Origin of the sequence: Methylobacterium sp. B4 (assembly GCF_003201865.1) — a bacterium.
Taxonomy (GTDB): Bacteria; Pseudomonadota; Alphaproteobacteria; order Rhizobiales; family Beijerinckiaceae; genus Methylobacterium.
Genome location: NZ_QJJJ01000005.1, coordinates 37,405 through 52,773, shown reverse-complemented (window position 1 = coordinate 52,773; position 15,369 = coordinate 37,405). Strand labels below are relative to the sequence as shown.

Here is a 15,369-nt window from a genome sequence, read left to right as displayed (position 1 = left end):
GAGGCTAGGCTCTGCCTATGGAAACGCACACCTTTCCCCCGCCGGAGCCGACCCTCCCGGATCGCACGCGGCTGACCCTGGCCATGGCCCGCGGCTTCCTCAACCGCTGCCCGCATTGCGGCAAGGGCCACGTCTTCGGTCGCTTCCTCAAGGTGCGGCCGGCCTGCGAGGCCTGCGGCCTGGAGATGGAGGGGCACCGGGCCGACGACCTGCCGCCCTACCTCGTGATCTTCCTCGTGGGCCACATCGTCGGCTATCTCGTGCTCGAGTTCGAGATGGGCTACGACGTGCCGCTCTGGATCTCCCTGACCGTCTGGCCGCTGCTGACCCTGGTCCTGGCGCTCGGGCTGCTCCAGCCGGTCAAGGGCGCGGTGATCGGCCTGCAGTACAATTTCGGTATGCACGGCTTCGGCAAGGCGCCCCCCGCGCTCGGCGGGACCGGCACGGGGAAGAGACGGGGCGGTGAGGCAGGAAGCGGAGCGGGCAGCGCCCCCGGACTCGGACCGGCCTGAGGAGGCGACGCCCGTCCGCAGGATGGTGACGCTGCGCCCGCGCGACGCGGCGACCCTCATCCTCCTCGACCGATCCCGGAAAAAGCTCCGGGTGCTGATGGGCCGGCGCCATGCCGGGCTCGCCTTCATGGGCGGCAAGTTCGTCTTTCCCGGCGGACGTACCGAGCCGGTCGACCGCCGCATGCCCGTGGCCGGCGCCCTCTCGCAGCGGGCCGACGATGCCTTGCGCGCCAAGCTGCCCCGCGCGCCGCACCATCTCGGCCGCTCACTGGCGCTGGCCGCCATCCGCGAGACCTTCGAGGAAACCGGGCTTCTCATCGGCACCCGCGATTACGGTCCGCCGGAAGCCGCACCGGAGGGCGCATGGCAGGCCTTTGCCGAGGAGGGCGTGATGCCCGACCTCGAAGCCCTGCATCTGGTGGCCCGGGCGATCACGCCGCCCAAGCGCGCCCGCCGCTTCGATACCCGCTTCTTCGCCGTCGATCGCAAGGCGGTGGCCGCCGAGCGCTCCGGCATCGTCGGGCCGGATTCGGAACTGACCGAAATCGCCTGGGTCGATCTCGACGCCGCCCGCAAGCTCGACCTGCCGCGCATCACCCGCGTCATCCTCGACGACCTGGAAGCGGCGGCCGCCGCCGGCTTCCCGCCCTACCGGCCGATTCCGTTCTACTTCGAGCGCCGCGGCAAGGGGCTGCGGGAGGAGATTTGAGGCGCGGCCCATCCGCATCGTCAATGCGGCGCGATCCGCCACGTCACGTTCACTGTGGCGTCGAACGAAAGGGTCGCGGGTGGCACGAGCTGGATTCGGCGGGCTGAGCGCGGCATGTCGGCGGCCCCTACCTCGGACGGGCTGGCCTCGCCATCCGTGATGGCGCTGATCTCCACGAGCCGGATGTCAGCCGCCTCGGCATAGACTTTGGCTTGTTCGCGAGCGTCGGTCATCGCGGCCCGCCGGGCTTCGAGCAGTGCGGCGCGTTCGTTCTCGACCTTGAACGTCACGGTCTCGATGTGGAACAGCCCGGTCTCGGCGATCCGGCTCATGGCGGTGTTCAAATTGTCTATACCGCCGACTTTCAGCGTGAACGTGGTCGTCGCCGTGAACGGAGTCTCGACGCGTTCAGGCGGCGGCGGCCTGTCCCCGGGATAGCGCGGCGCTTGGTAGCCGGGACGACTTTCGTCGAGCCGAAAGCGGCTCTTCTCGATGCCGACCCCGAGCGCCTCGAAACGGCGCAGGGCCGTGATCGCCGAGCCAGCCCGCTCCTCATGCGCGGTAACGGTCGTCTCCAGCGTCTTCCCCCGCGTCGTCACGCTCACCTCGAAGCGCCCGTAATCCGGCTTCTGTACGAACTTGCCCGCACCTTTGACCGTCAGGACCGATCCAGAGGACAGCAGTGGATTTCCGCCCGGGGTCTGCGCGAAGCCTGGCCTAAGCAGGGCGACGGCTGTCAGGAGGAGAGAGGCCGCGAAAGGAAGAAGGCGCATGGTCGAAGCCGCGAGGGGAGACGGAGACGGGCGAAGCGCTCAACCTGCGATCGCATCCCTTCCGACGTGAGCTGGAAAGATGGCTGAAGCTTGGCCTTTTGCGCTCGTGTCATATCCCTCCGTGCGTCCGGGCGCGATCGGGGGCCGGCGCATCGCCGGCCCTGCACGCTGGACCACTGGCGCGATCTGATTTGCGTTGATGAGTTGTGCGCAAGATATATTCGGAATTTTAAGAAGCGTCAGGTCATCTGTCGACCGCCACCGACGACAGGATGCCTGATGTTCTCCGCTGCGCGCCGCTCCGATGCGGCGGCCATGGTCGACGCCCTCCGCCGCTCGCAGGCGGTCATCACCTTCGCTCTCGATGGGACGGTGCTGGACGCCAACGACAACTTCCTCGCCCTAATGGGCTATGCGCTGGCCGAGGTGCGGGGGCGGCATCACCGCCTGTTCGTCGAACCGCAGGAGGCGCAGGGTACGGAGTACGCGGCCTTCTGGCAGCGGCTGCGGGACGGGACCTTCCAGGCCGCGGAGTACCGGCGGATCGCGCGGGACGGGCGCGAGGTCTGGATTCGCGCGACCTACAACCCGGTCCTCGACCGGCGCGGCCGGGTGGTGAAGATCGTCAAGTTCGCCCTCGACGTGACTGCCGAGCGCCTCGCCGCGGCCGAGTCGGCGGGGCAGATCGCCGCGATCGGCCGCTCGCAGGCGGTGATCCAATTCGATCTCGACGGTACGATCCGCAGCGCCAACGCCAATTTCCTCGACGCCCTCGGTTACGCCGCGCACGAGGTCGAGGGCCGTCATCACAGCCTCTTCGTGAGGCCGGACGAGGCGGCGTCGTCCGAGTACCGCGCCTTCTGGCAGGCGCTCGCCCGCGGCGAGTACCGCTCCGGCGAGTATCTCCGCATCGGCAAGGACGGGCGCGAGGTCTGGATCCAGGCGACCTACAATCCGATCCTCGATCTCGGCGGGCGCCCGTTCAAGGTGGTGAAGTACGCCTCCGACATCACCGAGGCCAAGCGCGTCGCCGCCGACATGGCGGGCAAGGTCGAGGCGGCGCGCCGCTCGCAGGCGGTGATCGAGTTCGCCATGGACGGCACCGTCCTGGACGCCAACGACAACTTCCTCAATGCGCTGGGCTACACGCTCGACGAGGTGCGGGGACGCCACCACCGTCTGTTCGTCACGCCGGCCACGGCCGAGAGCCAGGCCTATGCGGCGTTCTGGGCGACGCTTCGGGCTGGGCGCTTCACCTCGGCCGTCTACCAGCGGGTCGGCAAGGACGGGCGCGAGGTCTGGATCCAGGCCTCCTACAATCCCGTCCTCGACGCCGCGGGGCGCCCCTTCAAGGTCGTGAAATACGCCTTCGACATCACCCAGAGCATGTCGGTGCGCAGCAGTGCCCTCTCCATGGCGGAGCAGACGCTCGGCCGGGTGCGAGCCGTGGCCGCCGCCGCCGGCGAGATGCACCGTACCTCGGAAGCCATCGCCAAGCAGATGGACCGTTCGCACCGGGCGGTGGGCGACATTCAGGAGCGCATGAGCGCGGCCGGGGCACTCTCGACCCAACTCGACGACGCGGCCGCCGCCATGACCGGCGTGGTCGAACTGATCACCTCCATCGCCGAGCAGATCAACCTGCTCGCCCTCAACGCGACCATCGAGGCGGCCCGGGCCGGGGCGGCGGGCCGCGGCTTCGCGGTGGTGGCCACCGAGGTGAAGAGCCTCGCGGAGCAGGCCCGCTCGGCCACCGCCCGCATCACCGGCGAGATCGGCGCGATGCAGGCGGTCTCGCGGGATGTGGGCGGGGCGCTGACCTCGACCGCCGCCGTGGTCGACACGGTCCAGGGCTTCATCACGCAGACCACCGCCGCGAGCGGGCCGCCACGGGCCAGGTCAACGCCGACATGCAGGCCATGTCGGTGAGCGTCGCGGGCTTCGCGAGCAAGCTCGATGCCTGGAACGTCGGGCTGGAGGAGCGCCGGGACAAAGAGCGGCTGCGCACGTCGCTGCAGGGCCGGATCGAGGTCGTTCCCGAACGCGGCGCTGGTGCGGGTCAATCGCGGAGCCTGCCCTGCACGATCCTCAACATCTCGGAGGGCGGGGCCAAGCTGGCCGTCGCGGCGGACAGCCTGCCGGACACCTTCACCCTCCACGTCGAGGGCGAGCCGCCCCGGCGCTGCCGCTGCATCCGCCGGGCCGAGGACGGGATCGGCGTTCGCTTCGTGGCCTGAGGACCGCCCGGCTATCCCTGCGCGTCGGCCACGAGGGCCGCCAGCCCCTCCCTATAGGTCGGGTAGGTCAGGTCCACGCCCAACTCCTCGCGGATCAGGCGGTTTCGCACCCGCTTGTTCTCGCCGTAGAAGCTGCGCGCCATCGGGCTCAAGCGCGCGGTCTCGAAATCGACGGCCGGCGGCAGCGGCAGGCCTGTCAGCGCGGCGGCGTGCTCGATCACGGTCTGCGGCGGGGCCGGCTCGTCGTCGGTGACGTTGTAGACCGCCCCCGCCCGCGGTCGCGCGATCGAGGCGGCGAGCGTCGCAGCGATGTCGGCCACGTGGATGCGGTTGAACACCTGGTCCCGCTTGACGATGCGCTGGGTGCGCCCCTCGCGCAGCTTCACGATCGGGTTGCGGCCGGGGCCGTAGATGCCCGACAGGCGAAAGACCTGCACCGCCTTGCCGGTCTCGGCGCCGAGGGCGAGCCAGGCCTCCTCGACGGCGAGCCGATCGCGCGAGCGGTCGCTTTTCGGGGTGGCCGGGGTCGTCTCGTCGATCCAGGCGCCGCCCTGATCGCCGTAGACGCCGATGGTGGAAAGGTAGCCGATCCAGCCGATGCGGCTCCCGGCGATGGTCTCGCGGTAGCGGTTCAGCGCGGTGTCGCCGTCCTGCCCCGGCGGGGCGGAGACGAGGAGGATGTCCGTGTCCGCCAGATCCTGCGCGATGCGGGAATCGTCGCTCTCCGGCCCGAAGGCACGCACGCTGAATCCGGTCTCGGCGGCGAGGCTTTCTGCGCGCGCGGGCTCCGTCACCGTGGCCCGGACGGTGCCGAAGCGCGCCCGCTCGGTTTCCACGAAGTGGCGGCCGGAGAAGCCGAGGCCGAAGACGAACAGGTTCATGCGGGGTCAGCTCTCCCGGGGGCTCGCCTCACCCATAGAGAGGCGGGCGGCGGCACGCCATTCCTCCCTCACATGCGCGTCCGCCTCGCTGCGTCCACGGCTCTCGAACAGGTCGTGCAGGCGCTCCGCCGACAAAAGCCGCCCGCAGGCCCAGACGGCGGCGCCGCGCACCACGGGATCCGGCTCGTTCAGGCAGGCCACGGCCTCTCCGGCCAAAGCCGCGTCATCCGAATTGCCGATGGCGATCAGCACGTTGCGCAGGAAGCGGTCGCGGCCCGTGCGTTTGATCGGCGTGCCGGCGAAGCGCGCCCGGAAGCCCGCCTCGTCGAGGCGGGCCAAATCGGCGAGCGGCGGCGCGCAAAGGTCCGCGCGGGCGGCCATGCGCGCCTCCCGCGCCGCGCCCGCGAACTTGTTCCAGGGACAGACCGCGAGGCAGTCGTCGCAGCCGAACACCCGGTTGCCGATCTTCTCGCGAAACTCGACCGGGATCGGGCCGTGATGTTCGATGGTGAGGTAGGCGATGCAGCGGCGGGCATCGAGCCGGTAGGGCGCGGGGAAGGCGTCGGTCGGGCAGATGTCGAGGCAGCGGCGGCAGGAGCCGCAATGGTCCGCCTCGGCCGTGTCGGGCGCGAGGTCGGCGCGGGCGAAGATCGCGCCGAGCATCAGCCAATTGCCGTGCTCGCGTGAGATCAGCACCGTGTGCTTGCCCTGCCAGCCGAGGCCGGCGGCCTGGGCCAGGGGCTTCTCCATCACGGGGGCGGTATCGACGAAGACCTTCACCGGATGGCCGGATTTCGCCGCGAGGAAGCCGCCGAGTTCCTTCAGCTTGCCCTTGACGACCTCGTGGTAGTCGCGCCTCTGCGCGTAGGCCGCGATGGCGCCGCGATCCTTGAGGCGCAGGAGCTCCAGGGGATCGCGCTCGGGCCCCGCATTCATGCCGAGCATGACGATGCTGCGGGTGTCGGCCCAGAGCGCGCTCGGCGCCGCGCGCTGCTCGGCCCGCTCCTCCATCCAATCCATCGTGCCGTGATGGCCGGCCGCGAGCCATTCGGGCAGCCGTTCGCGGAGATGCGGCACGGCGTCGGGGCGCGTGACGCGGAACGCTTCGAAGCCGAGACGGCGGGCACGCGCCTCGACGACCTCGCGCAGGGCGTCGCCCGTGAGGACGGCCTTCTCGCTTTTCAGAAATCCAGATCCGCGTAATGGGCGGCTGCCGGCATTCCCGGCGCCCGGTCGGCCAGCAGCGCGCGGAAGGACGGGCGGGACTTCACCCGCGCGTACCAGTCCTTCGCCATCTCGTCCTCGTCCCATGGCACGTCGCCGAGATAATCCGCGCAGGAAAGATGGGCCGCCGCTGCCAGATCCGCATAGGTCAGATCGTTGCCTGCGAGCCAGCGGCGCTGCCCGATCAGGTAACCGACATATTGGAGGTGATAGCGCACGTTGGTGCGCGCCGCACGAATGGCGTTCATGTCCGGAGGTCCACCCCCGGCGGCGCTCGACATGAAGCGCTTGTCGATCTTTTCCGTGACGAGATACTCGGTCACCTCGGCATTGAACTTGACGAGGAACCAGTCGAGCAGGCGGCGCACCTCGACCCGCGCCGTGGTGGTGTCGGGCAGGAGGCGGCGGCCGGCAAGGCCCAGCCCGCGCGTTTCGTCGAGATATTCCGCGATCACCCCCGCGCCGGGGATGGCGAGGCCGGTCTGTTCCACCAGCACCGGCGTGGTGCCGGCGGGGTTGACGACGAGGAACTCGCGGCGGCGCTCCCAGGCCCGCTCCTCCACGAGCACCGGTTCCATCCCCATCTCGGCCAGGACGAGCCGGATGAAGCGGGAGTTCGGGCAGAAGGGAGAGTGGTAGAGCGTCGCCATCGAGGCCGTGGTTCAGCGGGAAGAAGGCAGAGCCTGGGGCAGACCGTGCCGCACCGGCAAAATTAGGGCGACGCGCCAGGATTATTTCTTCAACGTTGCCACCTCATTAACAAACGCGCTGCAACGCGGTAACCGCCCGTCAACCCTGCCGCCGCAAAGCTGCCGCACCGCCGTCGTCTGCCGCGCTCTCTGGAAAGCGCCGCTCCAATGGCGCGAACTACCGGCGCGGGGAACAGCAGGCTCATGGATCTCGTCCTGATCGCGAAGGCACTCGTGCTCGCCGTGGTGGAGGGGGCCACCGAGTTCATCCCCGTCTCCTCGACCGGTCACCAGCTGCTGATCGGCCACTTCATCGGCTTCCACTCGCCCAACAACACCTTCGAGGTGCTGATCCAGCTGGGCGCGATCCTGGCGATCCTGTTCGCCTATTTCGGCAAGCTCTGGGGCATCGCCACCGCGCTTCCGAACGATCCGCGGGCACGCCGCTTCGTTCTGGCGGTGCTGCTCGCCTTCCTGCCCGCGGCGATCATCGGCGGGCTCTTCTCGAAATACATCAAGCTCTACCTGTTCAACCCGTGGATCGTCTGCGCGACCCTGGTCGCCGGCGGCCTCGTCCTGCTCGTCATCGACGACACGGTCGGCGAGCCGAAGGCGGCTCCCGGCGACGGGCCGACCGAGCACCCGCGCAAGACCGACGTGTTCGAGTTCAGCCTGCCGATGGCGTTCAAGATCGGGCTGTTTCAGTGCGTCGCGATGATCCCCGGCGTGTCGCGCTCGGGCGCCACCATCGTCGGAGCGATGCTGATGGGCGCGAGCAAGCGCTCGGCCACCGAGTTCTCGTTCTACCTCGCCATGCCGACCATGGCCGGCGCCTTCGCCAAGGACCTGCTCGACAACTACAAGAACCTCTCGTCCAACGACGCCCTGCTGATCGTCATCGGCTTCGTGGCGGCCTTCATCTCGGCGCTGATCGTGGTGCGCACGGTTCTGGACTATGTGTCCCGCCACGGATTCTGGCTGTTTGCGTGGTGGCGCATCATCGTCGGCTCCCTGGGATTTGCCGGACTGATTATTTTTGGCTGAGCCTTCACGATTTTGAGCGAGGCGGGGGCGGCCACCCGGACTAAAGTCGGTTGTCGTTTCCCCGCTCCCCGTGCAAGGGCTGGCGGCAAAGCTGCCGCTTCCTTCAAGGAAGCGGATCGGAAACGCCGAACCGCCAGGGTCTCGTTCACAATGGAAGATCGTCCCCTCGCCGAATTGTTCGGGCCCGCGACCCGCGAGCGCTGGCGCAGAGCCGTCGACGCCGCGCTGAAGGGCGGCGACTTCGAGAAGCGCCTCGTCTCGAAGACCGCCGACGGCCTGCGCATCGAACCGCTCTACGAGCCTGCCGCGCCCCTGGCCCAACCGGTGCGGGCGCCCGGTCCCTGGCGTCTGGCGCAGCGCGTCGATCAACCCGACCCGGAGAAGGCGTCGGCCCAGGCACTGGTCGATCTCGAGGGCGGCGCCGACGCCCTGGTCCTCGTCCATCGCGAGGCTCCCGCCGCCCGCGGTTTCGGCCTCGATCTCTCCTCGGTCGATGGGCTTGATGCGGCGCTGAAGAGCGTGATGCTGCCGCTGATCGCGCTGCGCCTCGATGCGGGGCCGGCGGGTTTCGAGACCGCCTCCCTGCTCAGGCAGCTGATCGAGCGCCGCGGCGACGATCCGGCCGCCCTCGACCTCGATCTCGGCCTCGACCCGCTCGGCACCCGCGCCGCCACCGGCCGGCTCGAAGCGGGCTGGGAAGCCCGGCTCTGCGAGACGGCGCGCGCCTTCGCGGGTGTCCGGGGCAGCGTGGCCCTGGCCGATGCGCGCCCCTACCACGAGGCCGGCGCGAGCGAGGTGCAGGAACTCGCCGCCGTGCTCGCCGCTGCCATCGCCTATCTGAGGGCCCTGGAAGCGGGCGGTCACGATCTGGAGCGCGCGCGCGAACAAATCGCCGTGCTGCTGGTGGCGGATGCCGACGAATTCCTGACCGTCGCCAAGTTCCGGGCGATCCGACGCCTCTGGGCTCGCGTCGAAGAGGCTTGCGGCCTGGAGCCGAAGCCCCTGCGGGTGCTGGCCGAGACCGCGTGGCGGATGATGACCCGCCGCGACCCCTTCGTGAACATCCTGCGCACCACCATGGCGACCGCCTCTGCGGGGCTCGGCGGGGCCGATTCGGTCACCGCGCTGCCCTACACCCTGGCGCTCGGCCTGCCCGACGCCTTCGCCCGCCGCGTGGTGCGCAACAGCCAGATCGTGCTGGTCGAGGAGTCGAACCTCGCCAGGGTTTCCGACCCGGCCGCCGGCGCCGGCGGTTTCGAGGCGTTGACGGCCGAACTGACCGAGAAGGCCTGGGCTGCGTTCCAAGAGATCGAGCGGGAGGGCGGCCTCGCGGCGAGCCTCGATACCGGTGCCCTTGCGCAGCGGATCGCGGCGGTGGCCGAGGCGCGGGCGAGGGCGGTAGCGACCCGCCGGGAGCCGCTGACCGGCGCCAGCGAATTCCCCTTCCTCGCCGAGAAGCCGGTGGCGGTGCTCGCGGAGGCTCCGCAGGCGACGGCGCGCCCCGACGGGGCCCTGCCGTCCGCGCGCCTCGCCGAACCCTACGAGGCCCTGCGCGACGCCTCCGACGCACGGCTCGCGGAGACGGGCCGGCGCCCGGCGGTGTTCCTGGCCAATCTCGGCCCCGTGGCCGTGCACAACGCCCGCTCGACCTTCGCCGCCAACGCCTTCGCCGCGGGCGGCATCGAAGCGATCGGCAATGACGGCTTCTCGGAGACGGCCGCGCTGGCCGAGGCGTTCAGGGCCTCGGGGGCACGGGTCGCCTGCCTGTGCTCCTCCGACAAGGTCTACGAGACCGAAGCGGCACCGGCCCTCGCGGCCCTGAAGGATGCCGGAGCCAGCACGATCTACCTCGCCGGGAAGCCGGCCGAGGCGGAGGCCCTGCGGCAGGCCGGCTTGCACGGTCTCCTGTTTGCGGGCTGCGACCTGCTCGCCCTGTTGCAGGAGGCGGCCGACCGGGCGAGGGGCTGACACCGGCTTGTGCCGTGCTGCCGCGCACCCCCGGCGCAGGGTCACGGCGTCGCGGCCAACCTTGACTCTGCGGAGCCCGGGGCAATGTTCCGGCAAGCCGCGGCCATCCTGGCCACCCACAGCCGGACCTTCATTTCCATGCGCCTGCCGATTCTCGCCGCCGCCACTCTCGCCGCCGCCGTCGTCGGCATCGGGACAGCGGATGCGGCCAAGCGCAAGGTGCAGGTGCCGCACCGCTTCGACGGGCGCTGGAGCATCGAGGTCGTCACGCTCGATGGCCCCTGCGACCGAGCCTACCGCTACGGTGTGCAGATCCAGCGCGGCGAGGCGGTCTATGGCGGCGGCGATTTCGACATCAGCGGTCGCGTCGCCGCCAACGGCTCGGTGCGCGGCACCATCTCCCGCGACGGCAACGCGGCACAGGTGCTCGGCCGCCTGACGCCGCAGGGAACCGGCTCGGGCCGCTGGTCGACTGTCGGCGACAGCCTGATCCAGTGCAGCGGAAGCTGGAACGCGACCCGACGCGGCTGATCCATCTGTGTCGGCGCCGCGACAATCGCCGGCTTTCTCCCCAAGTGCCCCGAAAGAAGCCGGCCACCGCCCTAGATCCGGCCTTTTCCCTGGAGAACATTGACGGCGTTCGACCTCAGATCGAGACGCCCCATGAAAGCCGTGCTGTCTTTCGGCCTCGCCTTCACCCTGCTGATCCCTGCGGCCGAGGCGCGCCCCGCCCGACAGCACGTGCCTGGCTCGTCGCATGCGGTACTGGCGCCCCTCGAAGAGGCGGCGACGGCCTGCTTCGCCGAGACGGTGATGTCGAATCCCAAGGCCATGCGCTTGGCGCGGGACGGCCGCTGGTACGAGGCGGCCGGCATCATCGGCTTCCTATGCCGCCCGGAGGTCGACCGGATGGCGGTGGCCCATGACCGCATCTACGGCCGTGGGACCGGCGAGCGCTATTTCAAGGGGGCTTATGCCGGTCATCTCGACAAGCAGCTCGCCACTCGCCTGCAGCCTCTGCTCGAGCCGAAGGCCGTGGCGAGCGCCGAGCCGCCCGCCGAGAAGGCGTCCCTGACCCAGGATCGCACGGATTCCGCGCCCGACGGCGCGGATCACTGAAGCTCAGGCAATCTAGCGGATTCGCCGCCAGGTTTGCCGTTTGCACAGCACGCTGAGGACGCAGCCCGCAACTTCGACGGTGTCAGGACCCTTCGGTGTGACGCTTCCCGCATAGGTCTTGCCGTCCTTCGGGTTGTAGAGGCTGCCCTCGAACCCGTCGCCGCTCGGCGTTCCGGCCTGCATGATCTGGACGCCGACGAGCTTGCGGGTGCGCAGAGACGGGTCGGGATTCTGCGCGTCGAGACCGCTTCCGGCCGTGCCCGCGATCGTCCCGCAATAACCGCCGCCACAGCGGGCGATGCGCACCGTCGAGCCCGCCGTCTCGGTCTGCCACAGCCCGGACAGGTCCGCTTTCTGCGCCGAGGCCCCCGTGCCGCTCGCCGCGAGCAGCAGAGCGGCGGCGAGTACCTGTCGCGTCGATGGGCATAGCCGGCCGGCACGAAGCATCGTCATTCGGTCTCTCCTCCATTCCGGCCGCCTCCGCCGGATCGGTTCAGCGGTATTCGGGCCGCTCCGGTACCACAAGGATGCAGGCGTCGCGCAGCAGGAGCAGTGCCGCGGATGCCGTCAGCACGCAGAAGAAGCGGCTTGGAAAACGCTTTCAGGACGAAAGCCTTGACTTCGCCGCGTTGAGACGGCCTACGGCCTTTCGCGAGCCGACAGGGCAGGAGCGGCGAATGCAGGTGATTGAGACGGAGATCCCGGCGGTCAAGCGGGTGATCCCGAAGCGCCACGGCGACGACCGCGGCTGGTTCTCGGAGGTCTACCGCGCCGACCTGCTGGCCGAGCACGGCATCGCCAACCGCTTCCTGCAGGACAACCAGTCCTTCTCCGCCCCCGCCGGCACCCTCCGCGGCCTGCACTTCCAGGTCGCGCCCAACGCCCAGGCCAAGCTGGTCAGGGTGCTCGCTGGCGCCATCCTGGATGTCGCCGTCGACATCCGCTCGGACTCGCCGAGCTACGGCCGCCACGTCGCCGTGCGCCTCGACGCGGCGGGCGGCGAGCAATTGTTCGTGCCCGCCGGCTTCGCCCATGGCTTCTGCACCCTGGAGCCGGACACCATGGTCGCCTACAAGGTCGATGCCTATTACAGCCCCGCCGACGATCGAAACCTGCGCTGGAACGATCCGGCCATCGGTATCGACTGGCCGGTGACGGAGGCCGACGCCATCCTCTCGGGCAAGGACAAGGCGGCTCCCTTCCTGGCCGATCTCGGCCGGGTATTCTGATCACGGTTGCAGGGCGTGCCGGCCCGGCCGTCCAGTCCCGACCTCAGGTCGACACCACGGCACAGCAACACGCCTCTTCCGCTCGTCCGAAGAGGCAAGAGTCGGCACCGACGGAGTTTGGATAGATGCGCATTCTTGTGACGGGCGGCTGCGGCTTCATCGGCTCCGCCCTCGTGCTGCATCTGGTGCAGGAGCTCGGCCACGAGGTGCTCACCCTCGACGCCCTGACCTACGCCGCCAACCCGATCTCGCTGCAGCCGCTGGCGGACGACCCGCGCCACCGCCTGGAACAGGCCGACATCTGCGATCCGGCGCACGTCCACGCCCTCTACGCCGACTTCAAGCCCCAGGCGGTGATGCATCTGGCCGCCGAGAGCCATGTCGATCGCTCGATCACCGATCCGGGGGCCTTCGTGCGCACCAACGTGGTCGGCACCCAGGTCATGCTCGACGGGGCCCGCACCTACTGGGACGGGCTGACGGGCGAGGCCAAGCAGGCCTTCCGCTTCCTGCACGTCTCTACCGACGAGGTCTACGGCTCGCTGCCGCCCGAGGCCTTCTTCACGGAAGAGAGCCGCTACGATCCGCGCTCGCCCTACTCGGCCTCGAAGGCGGCCTCCGACCACCTCGCGCGCGCCTGGCACGAGACCTACGGCCTGCCGGTGCTGGTCACCAACTGCTCGAACAATTACGGGCCGCGCCACTTCCCGGAAAAACTGATCCCGCTGATGATCCTGGCGGCGCTGGAGGGCAAGCCGCTGCCGGTCTACGGCGACGGGCTGAACGAGCGCGACTGGATCCATGTCGAGGACCATGCCCGCGGCCTCGTGGCGGTGCTGGAGCGCGGCCGGGTCGGCGAGACCTACCTGCTGGGCGGGCGCGCGGTCAGGAACAACCTCGCGGTGGTCAAGGCGCTCTGCGCCGCCTTCGATCGCCTGCGCCCCGAGAACGGCCCGCACGAGCGGCTGATCGGCTTCGTGGCCGACCGGCCCGGCCACGACCGGCGCTACGCCATCGATCCGTCGAAGGCGGAGGCAGAGGTCGGCTGGCGCCCGACCAAGGTGTTCGAGCAGGCGCTGGAGGAGACCGTGCGCTGGTACCTCGACAACGAGGCGTGGTGGCGTCCGATCCGCGAGGGGCGCTATTCCGGCGAGCGCCTCGGGCTCGCGGCCAAGAGCGCCTGACCATGGACATCCTGATCCTCGGCGGCGCCGGACAGGTCGGTACGGAGTTGCAGCACTACGCTTGGCCGGAGGGAGTGCGGGTGCACGCCCCCGACCGCCAGAGCCTGGACATCACCGACGAGGCGGCGCTCGTGGCTGCACTCGACGCGCGGGCCTACGCGGCGGTGATCAACCCGGCGGCCTACACCGCGGTGGACCGGGCCGAGAGCGAGGTCGCGGCGGCTTGGCGGCTCAACGCGCTCGCGCCCGCGATCCTCGCCGCCGAGACGGCCAAGCGGAACGTTCCCCTCGTCCACGTCTCGACCGACTACGTCTTCGACGGCACAGGCGATGGCTGCTACGCTCCCGACGCACCGATGAACCCGCAAAGCGTCTACGGCGCCAGCAAGGCCGCGGGCGAGATGGCGGTGTGCACGGGCAACCGACGGCACGCGATCGTGCGCACGGCCTGGGTGGTCAGCCCGCACCGGGGCAACTTCGTCAAGACGATGCTGCGGCTCGCGGGCGAGCGGGACAAGCTGACGATCGTGGACGACCAGCACGGCTGCCCGACCTCGGCCGCGGACCTCGCGGGCGCCCTCGCCACCATCGCCCTGCGGCTGGCTGGGGACGAGGCCGCACCCACGGGCAGCTTCCACTACGTCAATGAGGGCGCCACCACGTGGTGCGGCTTCGCCCGCGCCATCGTCGCCGGTTCGGCCGCGCGCGGCGGACGGTCCATCCCCGTCGAGGGCATCCCGACCTCAGCCTATCCGACGCCGGCCCGGCGCCCCGCCAATTCCCGCCTCTCGACCCGGAGCCTGAGCGACGCCTTCTGCATCGCGCCTCGGCCCTGGGAGGCGGCGCTCGACGACATCCTCGACCGGCTGGTCGGGCCGGTACGCTCCCACTGATCAGGACGTGTTCACATGAAGGGCATCGTGCTCGCCGGCGGCTCCGGCACAAGGCTGCATCCGGCCACGCTCGCCATCAACAAACAGCTGCTGCCGGTCTACGACAAGCCGATGATCTACTATCCGATCTCGGTCTTGATGCTGGCCGGCATTCGCGAGATCCTGATCATCTCCTCGCCTGAGCATCTAGACAACTACCAGCGCCTGCTCGGCACCGGCGAGCAGTTCGGTCTGAGCTTCTCCTACGCGGTGCAGTCGCGGCCGGAGGGGCTGGCTCAGGCCTTCCTCATCGGGCGCGCGTTCGTCGGCGGCGAGGACGTGGCCCTGGTGCTGGGCGACAACCTGTTCTTCGGCAACGGCATGAGCGAGCTGCTGGCCCGGGCGCGTGCCCGCGAGAGCGGGGCGACGGTGTTCGCCTACCACGTCGATCATCCCGAGGCCTACGGCGTGGTCACGCTGGACGCTGAGGGCCGCCCGCTGCGGCTGGTAGAGAAGCCCAAGACCCCGGAGAGCCCCTGGGCGGTGACGGGACTGTACTTCTACGACAATCAGGTGCTCGACATCGCCGCCGCGGTGGAGCCGTCCGAGCGGGGCGAGCTGGAGATCACCAGCGTGAACCAGGCCTATCTCGAGCGCGGGCAGCTGCATGTGGAGCGGATGAGCCGGGGCTACGCCTGGCTCGACACGGGCACCCATGACAGCCTGCTGGAGGCGGGCGAGTTCGTGCGGGTGCTGCAGCATCGGCAGGGGCTTCAGGTGGCCTGCCTGGAGGAGATCGCCTACCTTCAGGGCTTCATCGGCCGCGATCAGCTACAGGCGCGCGGCGAGCTGTTCGCCAAGACCAAGTACGGTCAGAACCTCCTGCGCCTCGCCCGCGAAGGCCACCGGCCCGATCAGGATTTTTGAA

At 69.7% G+C, this 15,369-nt stretch carries 17 protein-coding genes; 12 read left to right on the top strand and 5 right to left on the bottom strand.

The window, feature by feature from the left end; all coding sequences use genetic code 11:
* Positions 1-17 precede the first annotated feature (17 nt).
* Together BY998_RS09050 and BY998_RS09045 are read left to right on the top strand one after the other, a co-directional pair.
* Positions 18-512, top strand: a complete 495-nt coding sequence (locus BY998_RS09050; RefSeq protein ID WP_110351307.1) for a DUF983 domain-containing protein — start codon at positions 18-20, stop codon at positions 510-512.
* The gene (locus BY998_RS09045) at positions 463-1,221 is read left to right on the top strand and encodes an NUDIX domain-containing protein (protein ID WP_110351306.1); all 759 of its coding nucleotides are present in this window, start codon (positions 463-465) and stop codon (positions 1,219-1,221) included. The genes BY998_RS09050 and BY998_RS09045 overlap by 50 nt, the downstream gene beginning before the upstream one ends.
* A 20-nt stretch (positions 1,222-1,241) precedes the next feature.
* Here the strand turns inward: BY998_RS09045 and BY998_RS09040 are convergent, their stop codons facing one another.
* The gene (locus tag BY998_RS09040) at positions 1,242-1,994 is read right to left on the bottom strand and encodes an SIMPL domain-containing protein (RefSeq protein WP_110351305.1); all 753 of its coding nucleotides are present in this window, start codon (positions 1,992-1,994) and stop codon (positions 1,242-1,244) included.
* Between the two features lie 279 nt (positions 1,995-2,273).
* On the opposite strand from BY998_RS09040, the gene BY998_RS09035 reads away from it, so the two are divergent.
* Together BY998_RS09035 and BY998_RS24715 are read left to right on the top strand one after the other, a co-directional pair.
* On the top strand, positions 2,274-3,923 hold the full coding sequence (locus tag BY998_RS09035) for a PAS domain-containing methyl-accepting chemotaxis protein (RefSeq protein ID WP_280952895.1): 1,650 nt from the start codon (positions 2,274-2,276) through the stop codon (positions 3,921-3,923).
* Positions 3,914-4,231 carry a PilZ domain-containing protein gene (locus tag BY998_RS24715; RefSeq protein WP_245421539.1) on the top strand — a complete coding sequence of 106 codons (318 nt, stop codon included), beginning with the start codon at positions 3,914-3,916 and terminating at the stop codon, positions 4,229-4,231. The genes BY998_RS09035 and BY998_RS24715 overlap by 10 nt, the downstream gene beginning before the upstream one ends.
* A gap of 11 nt (positions 4,232-4,242) precedes the next feature.
* On the opposite strand, the gene BY998_RS09030 is transcribed toward BY998_RS24715, so the two are convergent.
* The 3 genes from BY998_RS09030 to BY998_RS09020 are packed head-to-tail and all read right to left on the bottom strand — an operon-like array spanning position 4,243 to position 6,986.
* A complete protein-coding gene (locus BY998_RS09030) occupies positions 4,243-5,112 on the bottom strand; it encodes an SDR family oxidoreductase (RefSeq protein WP_110351304.1) in 870 nt (289 codons plus the stop codon).
* 6 nt (positions 5,113-5,118) lie between these two features.
* Entirely contained in the window at positions 5,119-6,297 is a 1,179-nt protein-coding gene (queG, locus tag BY998_RS09025; RefSeq protein ID WP_110351497.1) for a tRNA epoxyqueuosine(34) reductase QueG, read from the bottom strand.
* Positions 6,294-6,986 carry a glutathione S-transferase family protein gene (locus BY998_RS09020; protein WP_110351496.1) on the bottom strand — a complete coding sequence of 231 codons (693 nt, stop codon included), beginning with the start codon at positions 6,984-6,986 and terminating at the stop codon, positions 6,294-6,296. The genes queG and BY998_RS09020 overlap by 4 nt, the downstream gene beginning before the upstream one ends.
* A 243-nt stretch (positions 6,987-7,229) precedes the next feature.
* Between BY998_RS09020 and BY998_RS09015 the strand changes: the two genes are divergently transcribed.
* The 4 genes from BY998_RS09015 (at position 7,230) to BY998_RS09000 (ending at position 11,156) form a co-directional block, all read left to right on the top strand.
* On the top strand, positions 7,230-8,069 hold the full coding sequence (locus BY998_RS09015) for an undecaprenyl-diphosphate phosphatase (RefSeq protein WP_110351303.1): 840 nt from the start codon (positions 7,230-7,232) through the stop codon (positions 8,067-8,069).
* 150 nt (positions 8,070-8,219) lie between these two features.
* Positions 8,220-10,037: a methylmalonyl-CoA mutase family protein gene (locus tag BY998_RS09010; RefSeq protein ID WP_110351302.1), complete on the top strand. Its 1,818-nt coding sequence runs from the start codon at positions 8,220-8,222 to the stop codon at positions 10,035-10,037.
* Between the two features lie 84 nt (positions 10,038-10,121).
* Positions 10,122-10,568 (top strand): hypothetical protein, encoded by a 447-nt coding sequence (locus BY998_RS09005; protein WP_245421537.1) that lies wholly within the window; start codon positions 10,122-10,124, stop codon positions 10,566-10,568.
* Between the two features lie 132 nt (positions 10,569-10,700).
* Entirely contained in the window at positions 10,701-11,156 is a 456-nt protein-coding gene (locus BY998_RS09000) for a hypothetical protein (protein ID WP_110351301.1), read from the top strand.
* A 12-nt stretch (positions 11,157-11,168) separates the two neighbouring features.
* On the opposite strand, the gene BY998_RS08995 is transcribed toward BY998_RS09000, so the two are convergent.
* Positions 11,169-11,603, bottom strand: coding sequence for a DUF2147 domain-containing protein (locus tag BY998_RS08995; protein WP_181425476.1), 435 nt, complete (start codon positions 11,601-11,603; stop codon positions 11,169-11,171).
* A gap of 230 nt (positions 11,604-11,833) precedes the next feature.
* Between BY998_RS08995 and rfbC the strand changes: the two genes are divergently transcribed.
* From rfbC to rfbA, 4 genes are all read left to right on the top strand, one after another.
* Positions 11,834-12,385 (top strand): dTDP-4-dehydrorhamnose 3,5-epimerase, encoded by a 552-nt coding sequence (rfbC, locus tag BY998_RS08990; RefSeq protein ID WP_110351299.1) that lies wholly within the window; start codon positions 11,834-11,836, stop codon positions 12,383-12,385.
* A gap of 125 nt (positions 12,386-12,510) precedes the next feature.
* Positions 12,511-13,569 (top strand): dTDP-glucose 4,6-dehydratase, encoded by a 1,059-nt coding sequence (gene rfbB, locus BY998_RS08985; RefSeq protein WP_110351298.1) that lies wholly within the window; start codon positions 12,511-12,513, stop codon positions 13,567-13,569.
* Between the two features lie 2 nt (positions 13,570-13,571).
* The gene (gene rfbD, locus BY998_RS08980; RefSeq protein ID WP_110351297.1) at positions 13,572-14,462 is read left to right on the top strand and encodes a dTDP-4-dehydrorhamnose reductase; all 891 of its coding nucleotides are present in this window, start codon (positions 13,572-13,574) and stop codon (positions 14,460-14,462) included.
* A 15-nt stretch (positions 14,463-14,477) separates the two neighbouring features.
* On the top strand, positions 14,478-15,368 hold the full coding sequence (gene rfbA / locus BY998_RS08975; RefSeq protein ID WP_110351296.1) for a glucose-1-phosphate thymidylyltransferase RfbA: 891 nt from the start codon (positions 14,478-14,480) through the stop codon (positions 15,366-15,368).
* Position 15,369 lies beyond the last annotated feature (1 nt).